Below are 17,531 nucleotides of genomic sequence, written 5' to 3'. Positions count from 1 at the left end.
CCCCCTTATATTTGTTTTTCAATGACATAATATTGGGCACCCGGGTCTTGGGCTTTTAGCATCCCTGTCACAACAAACCCTTTACTTATGGCATCCGTAAACAGGTATCGTAAATCGAAGCGACATTGCTTCGCGATATCCAGGTTTTGCTGTTTGATTTCCTGAATGTTGGAAGGTACAGCAATAAGATAGCCAGAGTGATCACCAATTTCCTGTTTATTTACAGGAGCATACCCCGACATCTCCAGAAGCACCGGGTAATGATTCACTTCAACCATGGTGCGAGATTGATGGGAAATAGCCTTTTCCACTCGTTCGGAGCAAATATCCCATTCAACTAAAAAACGGTCCGAAGGCAATCCCTGATTCAGCTTATCCTCCATAATTCCATAGTAGGCATTGATATATTGGCGAGAATATCCTCCTAATTTCATCAGGTTAAAATAGCCATTTCGTGCTTCAAGTGGGTCATATGTCCAAACAATTTTTTCATAGCCGCCTGTTGAAATAGCCCACTCCCGCTGCTTTAGTTTTAATCCTAAGCCGACACCTGCATTTTGATATTCCGGTAACACGGCTGTCATATGAGAAATAAGATAAGGATTTCCCCCTTTAAAACCTGGGAATCCATAAGAGAAACCAATAATTTTATCTTGATGAAAAGCTCCTATTACAACCCCTCCATGATGAAACGCTGCTACAAGCTGTGGTAATGGGGTTACTACCGACTGACTCCAAATCTTCTCCTGTAGCGCTACAATTTCTTTAATCTCATCTAGGTTGGTTACTTCCTTGTAAACAATTGAGCATGTAAGCCCCATTCTCTCCGTGCTCCCTTCTTTACTTAAATCCGTTATTACCGTTGAATTGGCCGGTTGTTGCTATAACTTTAGAAAACTCCTTTTCTTCTTTCACTAGATTATTAATTAGAGATTCATTCAATTCAAAACCAAACCCGGATTGAGTAGGTACTGTAATATAACCTGGTTTTGATAACATGACTTCAGGCACGATAATGTCTTCATCAAAATAACGGCTGGAAGCTGAAGTATCTCCTGGAATTGTAAAATTACTTAGGGTGGCCAGTGCAATGTTATGGGCACGGCCGACACCAGCCTCCAGCATCCCACCGCACCAGACTGGAATTTGATGCTGCTCACAATAGTCATGGATTTTTTTAGATTCCGTTATGCCACCAACACGGCCAACCTTAATATTGATAATCTTACAAGCTCCCATTTCAATGGCTTTCCTCGTATCCTCAACCGTATGAATACTTTCATCCAGACAAATCGGTGTTTGTAATTCAGCCTGAAGCTTTGCATGATCGATAATGTCATCATGAGCCAACGGCTGTTCAACCATCATTAAGTTGAACTGATCAAGCTGCTTAAGTAGCTCCATATCCTCTAACGTGTAAGCCGAATTAGCATCAGCCATTAAAGGTACGGAATATCCAAATGTATTTCGAATCGCCCTTAATGGTTCAATATCCCAACCCGGTTTAATTTTCACCTTTATTTTCCGGTATCCGTCCTGTAAAAAACTATCCACTTTTTCTAATAGTTTTTCAATCGTTGGTTCAATTCCAATACTTACACCAACCTCTATTTCTTCACGAGTCCCTCCAATTGCAGCAGCAAGCGTTTGATTGGTCTGTTTGCTATACAAGTCCCACACAGCCATCTCTAACACGGCCTTTGCCATATTGTTCCGGCGGATATACGAGAATAATTCAGAAATCTGGTCAGGGTGCTGAATCTCTGTTTCTAACAGCTTGGGAATCAGAAACTCTTCTAACATGTACCAAACCGTTCCCGTTGTTTCTTCGTTGTAAATCGGATAAGGCATAGCAACACTTTCCCCAATCCCGACCTTACCGCCACCAAAAGCATGAACAAGGATGATATCTTTTTCAGCTACCTTTCCAAAACTAGTTTCAAATGGAGCCTTTAACGGCATCTTTAACCGCTGGATTTTAATTTTATTTATTTCCAATAAACACACACCCTTTTCAGTATTTTTATAGTTTGAAATCCTGAGAAAAGCTTTAATTTAATTAAACTGTTTTGATAATGCATACGTGATGGATCGAGTATACGTTCTGTAGTTCATTCGGTGTCCTGAATTCATTCATGTAATTTCTAGAGCGGATAAAGGGAAAGGTAGTTAATAAGGGTTGGTCAGAAGTTAACACTTCACAAACGGTAAAGATGTAAAGTTTAAACTTTACGACCATTATATTACATATCTAGGAAAAAATAATACTTTTTTTAGAATCTTTTGATTATTGTGATAAAAAAAAGAAAGTGCCTGCTGACAGACACCTTATTCAAACATAACAATTCTTCACTCTTGTTTAAACAAACGTTTAACTAACATAAATCGGTAAATTTGATTAGAGTAGGCGATTATTAATTGCCAGTCAATTTAACTTTAAAGTTTGTTTTTTAATTGTTATTTGGCTATAGATTTTTTTAAAAAAGATAACGCAAAAAATTGCACCGCACTTTCGCTAGATCACCTCACAAATTACCGTTTCTTTCTTCTTTAGCAAATTCTTAGCTTCAAATTGCTGGTTGTAACCAAACCCTATTTATTACTTCGGAATTCAACAAACATAATAGATTCTCGATGTCTTTAATCATAAAAAAGGAAGCATAAAAGTATAACTCATGCTTCCTCACCCTGGAACGAAGTCCCTGTCCCCTCGTGTCGCACAAAATACTAGTCTACCATTATCTAAAAATGTAAAATAATGTTATAGGTTCCTACTAAACTAAAAGGACTGGAAAAATGATGAAGTGTAGTTATTGTAAGGGTTTTGATAGTATGGCTAGTTATATGTATTTAGATAAAAATAATAATTTAATGTCAGAAAGTGAGTTTTCTGCTTTTAAAATTCTTCACCCCGAAGAAGAAAATATAAGATTTCAAAAGGTAACTTTATGTGGTATTTGCTATGAGAGTTTAAGCAATCAAACAAATCGAAAGGTGAGCATTAAAAGAAAACCCAACCTAACTCCCTCACCAATATACAAAAATAAAAGTAGTAAGGTAGATCATTATTATATTTGTCCTTTCTGCCATACACATAATGAACCACTACGTAATACATGTAAAAGCTGTACACGTATCTTGTTTAGTACTGAATATGAAACAAAGAGGGGATCTAGTAAATCAACTAAAATAAACCAGTACCCTAAAAAGATGATTACATTGATAGGGGTTTTCATTTTTGTTCTTTACCTATTAACCAGAAATGAAACAGATCTAGTTCATAACATTGTAGATAGTACTACCAGTGAAAGAGTATCTTCAAATCAACCAGGTTTTTATGAATGGCCAGATGGCACAACATATAATGGAGAATTTCAAAATGGAGAGCCTCATGGAAAAGGAACGTTACAATGGGCTGATGGAAATATGTATACAGGTGAATTCATCGAAGGTAAAATTACTGGACACGGTAAGCTTATGTTTTCTGATGGTGCAGTATATGAAGGAAGCCTACTTGACGGGAAACCACACGGAGAAGGTACAATGAATTATTCTAATGGGTCCACTCTCTCGGGAATGTGGCTAAATGGGAAACCGAAATGACAAGGGGGGACGAGGGTCCCCCCTTGTATTTAAGTAATCCTCACTATTAGGATACAATTCCTTCAGTTAGTTCACCTGATCACCATGAACATTAATAAAATAATCACTTTGAGACAAAGTCCCTGTCCCCTCGTACCTTAGAGTCTCTGCAATCTCATGTTTACTTCAGCAACCAACTCTTCAACCAATGCACCTAATTGTTGGATACTGTCATTGTCTACTAATAGTTGAGATTCATCAAAATGACGCATGTTTACAATGACTTGGTCAGTTAGTGTTATTGCATGAAGACTTCTAAGAATCAAACGAAGCTGATTCAGAGCATTAAACCCTCCAACTACTCCGCCTTGGGCAGCAGCTATCGCTACCGGCTTCCTCTTAAAATGGTCAATACCTAAAAAGTCTAGAGAATTTTTTAAAGCCCCACTTATGCCATTATGGTACTCCGGAGTAATAATAAAGAATGCATCTGCCTGTTCTGCAAATTTAACTAGTTTTGCAACAGAAGAATTTAGATACTGCGATTCTTCCATTTTAAAAATAGGTAATTCTTCGATACGTAAGTCAAATATATTAACTGAAGCACCTTGTTTTTTAAGTTGCCCTTCTATAACTTGAGAGATTCCAAAACTGTTTGATTGTTCACGAGCGCTACCACTAATTACTAGAATATTCAATACTCCACAACCCTTTATGATTTATATAATTTACTTGTATTATATTAAGATAACTGAGAAAATTTGTAAACTAGTGCATTTTGAAATTATTTAATATGATAGATTCTATTAAGTTTATGGCGTTTATGAGGAAGTAAACCGAAAAGACTCAACAAAAACAAATAATCTCCTCATAAAACCTTAGTGATTTGATTTTCCCCAATTAAACATCACTCTTTTTTCAAACAGAAAAGCCGATCCAGAAGGACAGGTACAGCTTTTCAAAAGATTAATAGTCACAATAAGATAATCGAAGATACCTAATCATAATTTCCCTTGTGACGAACAATGCTCAGTTAACCCTACAGAAATCACTTCAATGGAAAGAGGTCCCTGTCCCCTCGCACCATCCCCTCGCACCGAAACAGGAAAACTTTTTTACAAAAAAAAAAAAAACACTTAGGTTCCTCATTGATAAAAAACAACCGAAATGGAAGAATATCTTTACTTCTTCACATTAAATAAAGGTAATAGAAGGAATGCGGAAAAAAAGAGAGAACTTTATAAGTATATGAGCTGTAATATTTTAGGGGGGAAGAACCTTGTCTATATTAATCACTGGAGGCGCCGGCTATATCGGCAGTCATACTTGTATTGAGCTATTAAACGCGGATTATGAAATTGTCGTTGTTGATAATCTAGAAAATAGTAAGTCTGAAGCACTTAAACGTGTAAAAGAAATCACGGGAAAGGAATTCAAGTGTTATCAGACTGACTTATTAAATAGAGACGCGCTTGAGGATATCTTTAAAGAGAATAATATTGAGGCAGTTATTCATTTTGCAGGTCTAAAAGCTGTGGGTGAATCTGTTGAACAGCCATTAAGGTATTATCATAATAATATTACCGGGACATTAATTCTTGCTGAGATTATGGAGAAATACCATGTACATAGAATGGTATTTAGTTCATCCGCAACGGTTTATGGAATGCCAAAACAAGTGCCAATTTCCGAAGACTTTGACTTACAGGCTACTAATCCATATGGAAGAACGAAGCTGATGATTGAAGAAATCCTTAGGGACCTATTTGTTTCTAATCCTAAATGGAGTATTGCTTTATTACGCTATTTCAATCCGATTGGTGCTCATGAAAGCGGCCGTATTGGTGAGGATCCGAATGGTATTCCTAATAACTTAATGCCTTATATTACACAGGTAGCAGTAGGAAAACTTAACGAATTGCGAGTTTTTGGTAAAGACTATTCAACGGTAGATGGAACCGGAGTAAGGGATTATATCCATGTCGTTGATCTTGCAAATGGCCACTTAAAGGCGCTTGAGAAAGTGATCCATACAAACGGTGTTGAAGCCTACAATCTTGGAACAGGTAAAGGCTATAGTGTACTTGAAATGGTAAAAGCCTTCGAAAGTGCATCTGGAAAGGATGTTCCTTATCAGATTTCTGACCGCAGACCAGGTGATATCGCTGAATGCTATGCAGATCCATCTAAAGCTAAATCAGAACTAGGCTGGGAAGCGAAAAAAGGCATTGAAGAAATGTGTAAAGACTCGTGGAGATGGCAATCTGAAAACCCAAATGGGTATGATAGCTAATATGAAAGAGGCTGGGACAAAACCTAATACCCTAGTCTCAAAGACGAGTAATCTCAAAATTAGTCTACCTATCAAATATAATACTGTTATCGTTTATTTTTATGTTATTAACTAGTTAAGCTGGAAAAACAGGGTTGTTCCATTGCGCTGCAGCCGCTCGCTTTCCGCGGGGAGGAATCTGAGCCTCCTCGGCTACGCCTGCGGGGTCTCAGCCTTTCCTCTATCTCCCGCAGGAGTCGAGCGGCTTCCGCTCCATTCCACTAGTTTTAAAAAAAGTATGCAAAATCAACAACTTAATTGAAAGAACAAATAAAGACCCGAACTAGTAGGTGAAAGATTCATCATATCACCTGATTGTTCGGGTTTATCACTGGCTGAAATACTTATGTCCCATCCCTTTTCACTTAGCCTCAATTCGGTTCTATCGTTGATAATATAGCCCAGAGACTTGGTCCTGCACCTTCTCCTGCTTCTTTAAGAGGTAATTCGACTGTAAATAAGAAGCCTTGACCTTCAATTTCTTTTGCTATATACATGATGGACGTTGAGTCAGCATCTTGAGCAATTAAATAAAATTTTGCATTTCGGAAGGTTTCTAAAAAGTGAGCTTCCGGCTTTTCTTCTATGACATTCTTGCCTTTCAGAGAAACCAGCATACTCTCCTTCAGTTCTTCATAATCTACATCTTTCCCTAGCACTTCAATGCTAGCAAGGAACGAAGGATCAGTATTCATGGTTACCGTATCCTTTTTTGGTCCTTCTTGACTAAATGTATAATCTTCTAATACATAAAGTGAATATCCAAATTCACTATTTGTTAATGTCGCATCCCGTAATTCTGCGGAACCTTCCACTAGAACCTCAATTTTCTGCTTTGTTTCTACAGTTGTTGTTTCCTCGCTACCTTCATTCGAATCTGACAATGTTTCCTCATTATCTTCATTTGATTCTGAAGATGTTTCTTTAGTAGAATCCGCATCTTCTTCTTCCGTTTCCGTTGCCTGGTCTGTATTTTTTTGAACATCAGTATCAGTATTTTTGTTCACTTCCGCAGGTTTTTCATCTACCTGTTCCACACTGTTTGCACAAGCCCCCAGGACTACTGCCATCATTACAGCTACTAGTACTAACCCAAACTTTTTCATATCCTTCACTCCTACTATAATAACTACTTCCAATCTATTCGACGAAGATTTTTAGGAAAAGTTACAAAGGATAACCTACTTATTTCAAATAAGAAACTTGTACAACTGTTCGGTCTGTTAGTATAACCTCGCAGAAAAAAGAACCGCCCATACTACTTGTATGAACGGCCCCTTACTTCCTATGCTTTTGTATAAATCAATTCAGGTCTTCCTATTGAAATATATTCTATATTATATTTTTCAACTTCCTTCAAGCTAAAGCAATTTCGTCCATCAATGATCATTGGATTCTTCATTAATGTTCTGTAGTTAGATAACGGAAAGTCTTTAATATCATCCCACTCCGTTACAATCATCGCAACATCAGCACCCCAAATGGCTTCTTCCAAATTATTGGCATATAAAATAGCATTTCCTAATATTTCCCTTGCATTAGGTATGGCTACTGGGTCATAGGCAATAATTTCAGCCCCCTCTGCTAGAAGTCCTCTTGCAATGACAATGGAAGCTGCTTCTCTCATATCATCTGTGTTAGGCTTAAATGCCAACCCTAGCATTGCTACTCTCTTACCTTCTAGTGAGCCTAGATGTTCTTTTGCTTTTTTGACTAATATTTGTTGTTGATTATTATTCACCTTAATAACAGACTCCAACAACTCAAATTTATGCTCAACATCACCTGCGATTTGCACTAGCGCTTTTGTATCTTTTGGAAAGCAAGAGCCTCCATAGCCTATCCCTGCTTGTAAAAACTTGCTACCGATCCTAGAATCCATTCCAATTCCCATTGCTACATCATCTATATTGGCACCTGTCTTTTCACAGATAGAGGCAATTTCATTGATGAAGCTTATTTTAGTGGCTAAAAAAGCATTCGATGCATATTTAATCATTTCGGCACTTTCTATATCTGTCTTTACAATAGGTATATGAAAAGGTTCATTAATTTCTTCAATTAAATTAGCTGCACTGTCACTCTCAGCACCAATTACAATTCGATCACCATAAAATGTATCATGTATGGCAGATCCTTCTCTTAGAAATTCCGGGTTTGACACCACTTCTACTTGAAAATTACTCAGTTTATAAAGATTAATGATGGATTTGATACGCTTATTAGTCCCTACAGGCACTGTACTTTTTGTGACAATGACCACATCATCTCTAATACTTCTTCCAATATTTTTTGCGGCTTCGTCTATGAAAGAAAGGTTAGCAGAGCCATCCTCATTCTCCGGAGTTCCTACCGCGATATATATGACCTCTGCCTTCATATAAGCCTCATGGAAGTCAGCTGTAAACTGAAGCCGTCCCGCTTCAATATTCTTTTTCATAAGGTCTTCTATACCCGGTTCAAATATCGGCGAAATCCCAGCCTTCATCCTCTCAACCTTCTCGGCATCTACATCCAAACAAATGACTTGATGACCTATTTCCGCTAAGCATACTCCTGTAACAAGCCCCACATATCCCGTACCGGTAATCGTAATGTTCAACGATAACATCCTTTCATAAGTAAGGTATCATTCATCAACTCGATCTTCCTACTTACAGGATATAATATGGTTTTTTTCTTACTTTTAAGTGGGGGTTAAATATTTGTTAAGAATGAAAGAACAGAATTATAGCTAAATTAAAAGAAGAGGAATCCGCTAATATTTATGCAGGTTCCTCTTCTTCTATCTTGTTATAAATTTAGTTTTGTTCTGTATCCTCATCATCCGTTTCCATTGATAGTGAAGGGCCATTTAAGAACTCTTTTAAAGCTCTAATATTTTCCTCTTTATCAATCTCGATTACAGACCCAGCATGTGAATAACTAGCCATTTCATATGATCCTTCAACTGGAACGGTTAGTGACTGTATATCACTTGGTGGTTTTAAAATAAAATCACGAGCCAGAGCTAGTCGGTCCATTGTCCCTATATTCGTTTCAATATATGGTTGAATGGTTCCCATTAATTTAGGTAATTTTGAGATACCATAAAGACCTAGTAATTCACTTTTTAGTGTATTGATAACTTGTTGCTGTCTTCTTACTCTTCCGAAATCTCCTTCAGCATCCATTCTAAATCGAGCGTAATCTAATAGCTCTTTTCCGTTTAGATGCTGTACTCCTGCTGTTAATACTACATCAAGCTCCTTTGACATATCTTTCTCTACATCGATTTCAATACCGTCTGGTGCTAATGTATTCACCATCATCTCAAATCCTTTGAAATCAATTACTGCATAATACTGAATATCGATATCAAAGTTCTCCTTGATCGTTTGTCTAAGAAGCTCTGCCCCGCCTAGGAAGTAGGCCGTATTAATTTTATAGCTTTTCTTACCTGGGATCTCAGCATAAACATCTCTCATCACTGAGACTATTTTACTGTCGCCTGTTTTCGGGTCATATTGAGCAATCATAATCGTGTCGGTTCTGGATTGCTCCTCTCCTCGTGAGTCCACACCAAGAAGCAGCACATTAATACGACCATTCTCATCCTTTTGTCCCGCAAACTCTTCTATTTCTACTTCCTCACCATCTGTAGTATCCGAATTCACGACATCTGAGGTACCAGCACTATTTAGACCTTGGTAATATTGGAAAACACTATAAGCAATGACTAATATAAATAGAGAAAAGATCCCAAGAATAATATTGCGATTTCTTTTTTTCTTTTTCCCTTTTTTTTGATTTTTGTAATCTATTCTAGAACTCATATTTCACCCTTCTTAACAAAAGAATTATAACTATTTGATAGTATCATAGTTTTGTATTTTTATGTAAAGAATATTTTTCCTCTAATAATATGTAAAAGGCCCCCATATAATGTTAAATTTTATTCTCCTATTCAAAGCTCTTTCATCCAATTTTCTCACTATAGTTGTGTCATTACAGGTATGCTCTAACCTATTAGGATCTCCACATGGGGCAAACCAAAATAACTACTATTGTCGAAAATATAGCTGCTACATGGAATATCCACCCCCCGCCTCCCCCAAACTACTAGTTTCTTCTAAGGAAAACTAGTAGTTTGGGGTAATCTATTAAGCCAAAACTTCCAATAAGGTGATGTGATTGTCTTCGGGAATTCTACTAAGATTATTTTACCGGCGGAATAATTGAAAGAAGCGCGCTTTTTGGAAGGATTTATAGTTGAAAGCTTATCAATGTTTTGCAACAGCTTTTGAAGTGGAAGGCTGGATTATAAAAAGTGCGCTAAAGGATATGTGCCTTTATATAAACCTAGATGAATATTATCAGGAAGGATTAATCGGCTTTTGGGAGGCTTATGAGCGTTTTGACTCCAGTAAAGGAGCATCTTTTCGTACTTTTGCATATTGGACGATACGAGGGAAGCTGCTTACCTATTTGAAGAAAGCCGATCGCAATGAGGAGCGTAAGGCATTTCTCTCCGATGCAGTGATCGAATCAACACCTGATGAGCAATTAAGAATTCCATTGGAGAGTGAACTAATCTCAACTTATTGTATAGAACTAACAGAAGCCCAAAAAACCTGGGTTTATAAAGCATTTATAGAAGACAAAAGTGCGATGCAAATTGCAAAAGAGGAAGGAGTTAGTCTCGAAACCGTCAAGTCATGGAGAAGATACGCATTAAAAAAGATCAGGATACAGATAGAAAGGAATTCTCTTTAATTTAAATGAAGCTGCAAGAGTTAGGGATCATTCTTGTAGCTTTTTTTATCTATCAGTTTTCAGATGATAGGGTCCTATTTCCCTACTAATTTTAATAACCCTTTCCAATCGTCCTCCGAAACATCATTTTTCATAATGACTCGATCAGATGGCACGATACGTATCCCTTCTGATCCATCTTTAAAAGCTACATAGTCATACGAAGTCCTCTTTCTTAATTGATGAACTTCTTCAAGCTCCACATACTGAAAATATACAACCGTCAACATCAGTCCAGTTAGCAGTAATCCAACAAAGGTTCCAATTATGATGACCTCCTTTACATCTCATTTTTTCGGAGATTTCAGGAATGATACAAAGATTTGCTTTTTTACAAGAACAGCCTTTGTATTAGTAAATGCATCTTACTAGTCAGAAATGACTATATTTGTTAAATTGTCAGAAAACTTTTGCGACCCTTTATTTATTCCAACGGATTGAAGCAAAGTTAACAACGTTGAAAGATTCGATCTAGGAACTACCTATAAAGTTAACAGAAGAGTACATGAGAAGAAGCTGACTCTAAAAGGTCGTTAAATGACGGCCTTTTAGAGTCAGCTTCTTGTTTATGTCTTAACTTATTTTAGTAAGCAATATCCCAGTCTTATCATCCGCTACCTTTAATCTTGGATAGGTAAAACAGGCTGGATCTTCTTGTTCCATTTCTGTAATGCGTTTCTCTAAAGCCTTTAATCCATGTTCAAAAGCAAAGGTTGCCGTTTGGAGCCATTCGTCTTGTGTAGAAGCCGAGTTTTTAATAAGCTGCAATCCATCACTTAGAAGAAGAAGCTTCTTTACATGATGTAAACGGACCGTGCCGAATTCAATAAAATTCCGAACCTGATTACTGCCATCGATTATACTATATCCATTCTCTTCATTTAGTTTATTTCGATTTTCTTGAAGAGTGGGCAATATTTCTGACTTCATTTTAGTAAAGGTGTCCTTTATTTTAGAAGCTGACCATTTGTTAGGGTTATCATCTTTCTTTTCACTCCATAGCCTTGTTAACTCGTTTATAGCTATTTTATCTAATCTGGAGATATGGTCGAAAGTCAATGTTCTTATTGAGTCATCATCGAACTGGATAAACAGCATGCAGTCTCCGGCGTGGACATATTCCATCTGGTTGTGTTCATTTATTTTTATAGCCGCTAGACCACAAGAGCTACGTTCGTATTTAGGAATGCTCTCCATACTTTGGCCGTTTAAACTAACGATTTTCTCTCCAAGGAGTTGATTACCCTCTAGAACACTAGACAGAAGACTTGAACTACCTTTAGAGATTTCTTCTTTAATCGTTTGTGAAGCGACCTTTCCTGAAACTCCACCTAACCCTGTTGCTCCATCTATCACCGCAAAGTTGTTAAGCGTATGGTCAAGAACGTATGCATCCTCATTTTCCTCTCCAACACCTTTTGTGTATATTACTTCGGAAGTAAACTCCAAGTAAATCCTCCTTTCCTATAGGTATTTATAAGTAACGAAGCCAATAATCATAAGAAGAATACCAATACCACTTACTAAAATCATTTTTCCATAGCTTTGATTAACTTTTGATAATAATATACTAAAACTAACATACGCAATGATCATCGTACCGTTTAAGATCAGAATGAGCATGGAAGCTTCTTTGAATGTTTTATCGCCTAACAAATTGATGGAACCTAACACAAAGCTAATGATTGCCACGAAGAAACCTAGTACTTGCAGGTTTTGGACCTTCATTTCCTCAAGCATACCCGTTGTTTTTTCAGTTCTTTGATTAATCTCAACTGTTGCTTTATTTAAGGTATCTTCTACATTACTAACAGCCTTTTCTACTTTTTTAAATAGCTCTAGTGATTTCACCATTGAGAGATAGTTTTTATAATCACTAATTCTCATCATATAGTCTATGCTCTTTGAATTTTCTGTATCAATCGCTTTATATATGGATTTTCTTGCTGCTTCAAACTGACCTTCCTGTGCTAAAATTCTCCCTTGTGTGCAATAGAATTTTGCATAGTTCGGGGATAAAGCAATTACCTTATCAATAAATACCCTTGCTTCTGTAATATGACTAGTCTCAATTCTAATATCATCTTCTAGAGCGGCTACTACTGATTCACAATAATTGTGCAGGACCCCAACATGATTGGGTAGTAGCGCGACCGCCTCCCTTGCGTAAAAGATGCTTAGCTTTAGATCATCTGTAGTTCCCAAGAATTTATATAGTAAGGAAAGAATATGAAAATGAACAGGAAATTCTCTAAAATAATCTATGTACTTATCCACAACCATTTTATACGAACTATAGTTACTGTTCCTTCGATGATGGAGACTTAAACCAAAAAAGGCCTTAAACCGAATTTCCAGCTCAATTTTTGAGTCATTAATAATATCTTCTAACTCGCTAGTATCTAAAATATCCTCTTCGGTTAGTTTTTTTGTGATTTTTTCTTCAAATAACCTTGTGTTAGTATCGGGAAGACCTTCGAGAAACTTTATAAAATTTCCATGAGTAGTTACTTTTGCTTCCATTAGTACCTCCAAAGACTTGCTAATTACCTTCTATTATAACAAGTTTTGGGATGTAGGTAACTAAAAGGACATGTAAAGCAGTTCGTTAAAAAGGAAATTTTACCATATAGACAATTTGTGAATTCCGCTTCATAGGAAGCTAATACGAAAAGAATGTCGGCTCTAAAGGAAGCCGCTGCGGAAACATCCATATTTCGTAATTTAAGCCCAGGCCAGCTTTCCATTCACAAAGTTAAGGCAAAAAAAAGACGTAGACATTCCATTATACTTATCGTTAAAGATTATTATATAGGAAAGACCGCTTATTTTGAGCAGTAGCATAGTTTAAAAGTATGGGCTTCTGGATTCAACATCACTATTCATGTAGTACTATTCCTCTATAAAACTTAATAGGAAGTAGTTTCTATAAGTACAATGACCATATGTCCCATAACGATTTTGTCCCATGTATAACAAACCATGACCTTCCAACTACAATATGTACACCGTAAGTGACATGCACAAATTACTTCATGAGTGTCTTCGACAAAGTTTTTGGGATATGAATACACTATGTTTACTCCGCTATCTGTTATTGTATAGCCTCCTATCATACTTAAATAGAAAAATCCCATCCAGCCATTTTGTCATTTTTCTACACAAACCCTAATATTTCACTTTAGGAAGTTCCTATATTAACAGTTGGTAATTCCTACCTATTAACATAATACTCTTCTATTTATACAATTACTGGTAGACCTTTCTATATTTTCAGGTCAAACCATACTACTAGGAGGAATTGGATGAAAAAGAAGGTTCTATCTGTATCATTGTCAGGCATTTTAGCTTTTGGAGCTTTAACGACAGTTGCACCATCAGCACTTGCGGTAGGAAATGGGCCCAATTATAACGGAAATGAATCGGTTCAGACTTCTATCCTACATACACATGAAGAATTGGTAGATTTTCTAAAAACTCAAGAGGCAAAGCAGGAAGCATTAAATCTAGAAATTATTGGACAATCGGTAAAAGGAAGAGACATCTATCTAGCTAAGTATATTTCAAACCCTGAAAATCCAACCATTCTCTTCTTAACCCAGCAACACGGAAATGAGCAATTGGCTACAGAAGGTGCACTTGAATTCATCAAACATTTAGGTACAAATAAAACGAAAGGTGTTCTTGATCAAGTCAACGTTCTCGTTGTTCCGATGCTAAACCCTGATGGAGCTATGGGAGATGTAAACTTCTCACTTGAAGATTATATTGCAGATGGTGGACGTCATCTTACTCGTTATAACGCAAATGAAGTTGACTTAAACCGAGAACACGCCAAGCCAATTGAAGAGATGCAGCCCGAACAAAAAGCATTTTATGAAAATGTACTTGAAAAATATGAAATCGATTACCTCATTGATTTACACCACCAAGGAACGAGAAGTGCCATTGATGGAGAATTAGTATCTGGCTCTATGCTATACCCACTCAATCCTGAAGTAAGTGAAGAGGTTGTTGAAAACTCTAAGAAGCTAGGTTCAGTGGTATATCATGCGATTGAATCAAAGGGCTGGGGCAAGATCGGTAAATATAGAGGTGGAACAGGGAATAATATCGGAAGAAATGGAATTGCAAGTAGATATGACATTGCTACCCTTCTGTTTGAGATGCGCGGGATGTCTGATCACGAATATGAACCCTATGTATTAGGACAAAAGAGTAACGGCTATCTAATTAAGCAATCTGTAGTGGCACTTGATGCATCCGTTAGAGCCATTGCTGATGGTTCAATCAATGATGCTGATACCTCATTCTGGGATGACCTTCCGTATCAGTACTGGATGGGTGAGGAAGAAGTAGAAGAAGACGAGTAAAGAGTATAGTGACGTAACTAGATTACTAGTTGCGTCTTTTTTATTTACGCCTAATATCGCTCAACTATTAGTAGTTTCATTAGAATGACTAGGGATATAAATAACCCAAGGAAATGGATTCCTTGGGTTTTTCTAAGGTAACATATTGTTTCTCAATATTTTTCAAAAACTATTCATTGCTCTATTAATGATCTTCTCTCGTTATGGCTATTTCTTCAAGCCATTCTAAAGCCGATGCCATCTCTGACTGTGATTCTAACCATGCTAAAATTTCTTTTTGTTCTCTTGACTTGTTCTCTCGTAAATTTAAATCCATTAATTTTCGACAAACGGCTGCATACTTCTGAGCGTCCCCATCTGTCCAAGCCTCTAGTTCATATATGACTCTATAAGTGATTTGAGAAAACATCGATTCGTCATTTTGACTATAGTCATTTTTAAATAGGTTCCAGAGGTCATCCGCCATTTCGCTCATCTCATCTAAGGTGACAGTTTTTTTAACTGATTCAAAATCCTCTACGTACATTTCCTCACCTCATTTTTTTAATTCACAATTTACCTTTTCTTGATAAAAGTAAAGGTATAGGTTGATATTAGGAAAACTTTCTAAAAAATTCACAACTGTTAGATCACAGCTTAGACAGGGTTCTAGGTAGGTAAATAAATGAACCTCTGCCTCTGTTTCTTTTGCGAATCTGTCACTTAATTCTTCCAATAGCATCGTTTCACAATCAATATGTCTTAACCATGCTTTATTGATTGAGCCTATATTCCCTAAGAAAGGAGGGTATTCCATATTTATATTTCTCGCAGGACCTACTTCTATATTCTTGTCGTATTTCCTGTTCTTCTCTTTTAGAACGGTGAAATCATTCTTCAAAGGAGAGTGTGGATCAGTGATCTTGCTAAAAGCAATTAACTTGTCCGTTATTTCTTTTCTCCATAGGAATCGTTAAAGATACCGTTTGTTACTTCATAATATATGTAACCATAATTCCCAATATGATTTTCTAAATTCTTTAAAAGCGTTGTTCCCCCTTGGAAGGTAAATAAATTGTTTTTCTTCGCGCGATCTATAGATGTGTTGAGTTTCATAGTAGCATCCACCATGTAACGATGCTCTCTTCCAACCTTAAATCTAAGACTTCCTCCCATTCGTAGTATCCCCCTGTGTACTTGCTAATAAACTAGCAAAAGTAATTTTACTAGCATTGAATTCTACTTAAATTCGACAATTCTCAACTATTTCCTTCAAGCACTTCAAGACCTATTCTTTAGGGAAAGTTAGCTTAGCAATGCCCTATTAAGATTTTTTGTCTATTTTCGAAATCCTTAACCCCTTTTTCCTTCAAATCACCTATATATAAGGTGAAGGGAGGTGAAACACCATGGCAACAGCATTCTTATCAGATTCACAGCTTCGTTTAGTATTTGAAACTGGTTTTGACGAAGAAGGAAAAGCAATCTACAAGAGTAAGAACTTCAACAACATTAAGACATCAGCAGACGTAGATAGTCTTTTCGCAGTGGCGACTAGCATCGTGAGTATGCAGCAGTATCCACTCAGCTCAATCGAGCGTAATGACAAGCACCTTTTAGGTGAGTAATGAGGAGGCTTAAATTTTAAAGAAAGGAGGAGACCATATTGGCTAAAACACTTCAATTACAGTTTTTAAATCAAGAAAATAAGACGGTTACGATTGGAATTGATAACCCGATTGAGCCTGTTGATCCAGTAGCGTTGAACGCTACGATGGATACGATTCTCTCAGCTAATGTGTTTGTAACTGCTGGCGGTGAACTTGTAAGTAAAAAAGGCGCTCGTATTGTTGAGCGTAACGTAGCAGAGGTCATGTAATTTAGTTTGGAGTCAGCATCACGTTGTGGTGCTGGCTATTTTTTTGGCAAAAAGGATTACCTCTAAAGGGAATTATACGAAGGTAATAGTTGCCAGACTATTAATTAGAGAACAGAGGCTATAGTGCATAAAGTTGAAAGGGATAGATTAAAAACCTACCCCTCTTTGTTTATTATTTTCGGTGGTGTTTTATTCTTTGCAACGTTTGGGGATTAATCATAGTTGAGGAGTTTAACTGAGGCAATATTTAATAATCAGTTCCTCTGTTTAAATTTCGCAATGTCTCTTTCATTCCGAACGGTTTTCTCCCAAATATGATCTTGGTCTGATTCGATATCTTTCAATTTACTCAAAATTTCAGAATGCTCTCTTTCATTCGTTTCCTTGAATTCTTTTAGCTCAAATTTAATATCTTCCATATCTTTCTTCATTGCTTCCATATCCACTTTCAAACTTCCTACCATAGATACTAATTGGGTTAATAAACCTTCCATACGTTCTACTCTTTCTTCGTTCATGTTCTCACCTCCCTTTCTAGTCATTTTACAATGAATTTTAATTACTAACTAGTAGATATTTTTAAGAATATAAC

Annotated in this window: 19 protein-coding genes; 6 read left to right on the top strand and 13 right to left on the bottom strand. The window is 36.7% G+C overall.

Going from position 1 to position 17,531, the window contains the following annotated elements; genetic code table 11:
* Window positions 1–5 precede the first annotated feature (5 nt).
* Both M1D60_RS01905 and menC read right to left on the bottom strand, forming a co-directional pair.
* Entirely contained in the window at window positions 6–821 is an 816-nt protein-coding gene (locus M1D60_RS01905; RefSeq protein ID WP_456277540.1) for a GNAT family N-acetyltransferase, read from the bottom strand.
* Window positions 822–840: 19 nt separating this feature from the next.
* A complete protein-coding gene (gene menC, locus M1D60_RS01900; protein ID WP_456277539.1) occupies window positions 841–1,998 on the bottom strand; it encodes an o-succinylbenzoate synthase in 1,158 nt (385 codons plus the stop codon).
* An 834-nt stretch (window positions 1,999–2,832) separates the two neighbouring features.
* Between menC and M1D60_RS01895 the strand changes: the two genes are divergently transcribed.
* Window positions 2,833–3,603, top strand: a complete 771-nt coding sequence (locus M1D60_RS01895) for an MORN repeat-containing protein (protein ID WP_456277538.1) — start codon at window positions 2,833–2,835, stop codon at window positions 3,601–3,603.
* A 137-nt stretch (window positions 3,604–3,740) separates the two neighbouring features.
* Here the strand turns inward: M1D60_RS01895 and M1D60_RS01890 are convergent, their stop codons facing one another.
* Complete coding sequence (locus M1D60_RS01890) at window positions 3,741–4,280, bottom strand: NADPH-dependent FMN reductase (protein ID WP_456277537.1); 540 nt, start codon at window positions 4,278–4,280, stop codon at window positions 3,741–3,743.
* Between the two features lie 581 nt (window positions 4,281–4,861).
* Between M1D60_RS01890 and galE the strand changes: the two genes are divergently transcribed.
* On the top strand, window positions 4,862–5,875 hold the full coding sequence (gene galE, locus M1D60_RS01885; RefSeq protein WP_456277536.1) for a UDP-glucose 4-epimerase GalE: 1,014 nt from the start codon (window positions 4,862–4,864) through the stop codon (window positions 5,873–5,875).
* 410 nt (window positions 5,876–6,285) lie between these two features.
* On the opposite strand, the gene M1D60_RS01880 is transcribed toward galE, so the two are convergent.
* The 3 genes from M1D60_RS01880 to M1D60_RS01870 form a co-directional block, all read right to left on the bottom strand.
* Window positions 6,286–7,020 (bottom strand): hypothetical protein, encoded by a 735-nt coding sequence (locus tag M1D60_RS01880; protein WP_456277535.1) that lies wholly within the window; start codon window positions 7,018–7,020, stop codon window positions 6,286–6,288.
* Window positions 7,021–7,199: 179 nt separating this feature from the next.
* Window positions 7,200–8,516 (bottom strand): UDP-glucose dehydrogenase family protein, encoded by a 1,317-nt coding sequence (locus M1D60_RS01875; RefSeq protein WP_456277534.1) that lies wholly within the window; start codon window positions 8,514–8,516, stop codon window positions 7,200–7,202.
* A gap of 199 nt (window positions 8,517–8,715) precedes the next feature.
* Window positions 8,716–9,729 (bottom strand): LCP family protein, encoded by a 1,014-nt coding sequence (locus M1D60_RS01870; RefSeq protein WP_456277533.1) that lies wholly within the window; start codon window positions 9,727–9,729, stop codon window positions 8,716–8,718.
* A gap of 436 nt (window positions 9,730–10,165) precedes the next feature.
* Between M1D60_RS01870 and M1D60_RS01865 the strand changes: the two genes are divergently transcribed.
* Window positions 10,166–10,669, top strand: coding sequence for a sigma-70 family RNA polymerase sigma factor (locus M1D60_RS01865; RefSeq protein WP_456277532.1), 504 nt, complete (start codon window positions 10,166–10,168; stop codon window positions 10,667–10,669).
* Window positions 10,670–10,743: 74 nt separating this feature from the next.
* On the opposite strand, the gene M1D60_RS01860 is transcribed toward M1D60_RS01865, so the two are convergent.
* The 3 genes from M1D60_RS01860 to M1D60_RS01850 all read right to left on the bottom strand — a co-directional run bounded on the left by M1D60_RS01860 (window position 10,744) and on the right by M1D60_RS01850 (window position 13,231).
* On the bottom strand, window positions 10,744–10,938 hold the full coding sequence (locus tag M1D60_RS01860; RefSeq protein WP_456277531.1) for a hypothetical protein: 195 nt from the start codon (window positions 10,936–10,938) through the stop codon (window positions 10,744–10,746).
* 343 nt (window positions 10,939–11,281) lie between these two features.
* Complete coding sequence (locus M1D60_RS01855; RefSeq protein WP_456277530.1) at window positions 11,282–12,157, bottom strand: hypothetical protein; 876 nt, start codon at window positions 12,155–12,157, stop codon at window positions 11,282–11,284.
* A gap of 15 nt (window positions 12,158–12,172) precedes the next feature.
* Window positions 12,173–13,231, bottom strand: coding sequence for a hypothetical protein (locus M1D60_RS01850; RefSeq protein WP_456277529.1), 1,059 nt, complete (start codon window positions 13,229–13,231; stop codon window positions 12,173–12,175).
* Between the two features lie 782 nt (window positions 13,232–14,013).
* On the opposite strand from M1D60_RS01850, the gene M1D60_RS01845 reads away from it, so the two are divergent.
* The gene (locus tag M1D60_RS01845; RefSeq protein ID WP_456277528.1) at window positions 14,014–15,081 is read left to right on the top strand and encodes a M14 family zinc carboxypeptidase; all 1,068 of its coding nucleotides are present in this window, start codon (window positions 14,014–14,016) and stop codon (window positions 15,079–15,081) included.
* Between the two features lie 184 nt (window positions 15,082–15,265).
* On the opposite strand, the gene M1D60_RS01840 is transcribed toward M1D60_RS01845, so the two are convergent.
* From M1D60_RS01840 to M1D60_RS01830, 3 genes are all read right to left on the bottom strand, one after another.
* Complete coding sequence (locus M1D60_RS01840) at window positions 15,266–15,607, bottom strand: hypothetical protein (RefSeq protein ID WP_456277527.1); 342 nt, start codon at window positions 15,605–15,607, stop codon at window positions 15,266–15,268.
* A 9-nt stretch (window positions 15,608–15,616) separates the two neighbouring features.
* Window positions 15,617–15,802, bottom strand: a complete 186-nt coding sequence (locus tag M1D60_RS01835; protein ID WP_456279550.1) for a hypothetical protein — start codon at window positions 15,800–15,802, stop codon at window positions 15,617–15,619.
* Between the two features lie 206 nt (window positions 15,803–16,008).
* Window positions 16,009–16,236 carry a hypothetical protein gene (locus M1D60_RS01830; RefSeq protein WP_456277526.1) on the bottom strand — a complete coding sequence of 76 codons (228 nt, stop codon included), beginning with the start codon at window positions 16,234–16,236 and terminating at the stop codon, window positions 16,009–16,011.
* Between the two features lie 233 nt (window positions 16,237–16,469).
* Between M1D60_RS01830 and M1D60_RS01825 the strand changes: the two genes are divergently transcribed.
* Both M1D60_RS01825 and M1D60_RS01820 read left to right on the top strand, forming a co-directional pair.
* Complete coding sequence (locus tag M1D60_RS01825; RefSeq protein ID WP_456277523.1) at window positions 16,470–16,688, top strand: DUF1659 domain-containing protein; 219 nt, start codon at window positions 16,470–16,472, stop codon at window positions 16,686–16,688.
* Between the two features lie 38 nt (window positions 16,689–16,726).
* Window positions 16,727–16,939 (top strand): DUF2922 domain-containing protein, encoded by a 213-nt coding sequence (locus tag M1D60_RS01820; protein ID WP_456277525.1) that lies wholly within the window; start codon window positions 16,727–16,729, stop codon window positions 16,937–16,939.
* A 254-nt stretch (window positions 16,940–17,193) separates the two neighbouring features.
* Here M1D60_RS01820 and M1D60_RS01815 read toward each other — a convergent pair whose 3' ends face one another.
* Entirely contained in the window at window positions 17,194–17,457 is a 264-nt protein-coding gene (locus M1D60_RS01815; protein ID WP_456277524.1) for a hypothetical protein, read from the bottom strand.
* Window positions 17,458–17,531 lie beyond the last annotated feature (74 nt).

The sequence above is a fragment of the Bacillus sp. AK128 genome (assembly GCF_053903075.1).
This window is presented reverse-complemented; position numbering and strand designations above follow the sequence as displayed.

Excerpts from the sequence above, each read along its gene's own strand:
- M1D60_RS01850 (WP_456277529.1), bottom strand. The coding sequence starts at position 13,231 with ATGGAAGCAAAAGTAACTACTCATGGAAATTTTATAAAGTTTCTCGAA.
- M1D60_RS01830 (WP_456277526.1), bottom strand. The coding sequence starts at position 16,236 with ATGGGAGGAAGTCTTAGATTTAAGGTTGGAAGAGAGCATCGTTACATG.
- M1D60_RS01870 (WP_456277533.1), bottom strand. The coding sequence starts at position 9,729 with ATGAGTTCTAGAATAGATTACAAAAATCAAAAAAAAGGGAAAAAGAAA.
- M1D60_RS01835 (WP_456279550.1), bottom strand. The coding sequence starts at position 15,802 with ATGCTATTGGAAGAATTAAGTGACAGATTCGCAAAAGAAACAGAGGCA.
- M1D60_RS01905 (WP_456277540.1), bottom strand. The coding sequence starts at position 821 with ATGGGGCTTACATGCTCAATTGTTTACAAGGAAGTAACCAACCTAGAT.
- M1D60_RS01815 (WP_456277524.1), bottom strand. The coding sequence starts at position 17,457 with ATGAACGAAGAAAGAGTAGAACGTATGGAAGGTTTATTAACCCAATTA.
- M1D60_RS01860 (WP_456277531.1), bottom strand. The coding sequence starts at position 10,938 with ATGTTGACGGTTGTATATTTTCAGTATGTGGAGCTTGAAGAAGTTCAT.
- M1D60_RS01825 (WP_456277523.1), top strand. The coding sequence starts at position 16,470 with ATGGCAACAGCATTCTTATCAGATTCACAGCTTCGTTTAGTATTTGAA.
- M1D60_RS01840 (WP_456277527.1), bottom strand. The coding sequence starts at position 15,607 with ATGTACGTAGAGGATTTTGAATCAGTTAAAAAAACTGTCACCTTAGAT.
- M1D60_RS01880 (WP_456277535.1), bottom strand. The coding sequence starts at position 7,020 with ATGAAAAAGTTTGGGTTAGTACTAGTAGCTGTAATGATGGCAGTAGTC.
- M1D60_RS01895 (WP_456277538.1), top strand. The coding sequence starts at position 2,833 with ATGGCTAGTTATATGTATTTAGATAAAAATAATAATTTAATGTCAGAA.
- M1D60_RS01845 (WP_456277528.1), top strand. The coding sequence starts at position 14,014 with ATGAAAAAGAAGGTTCTATCTGTATCATTGTCAGGCATTTTAGCTTTT.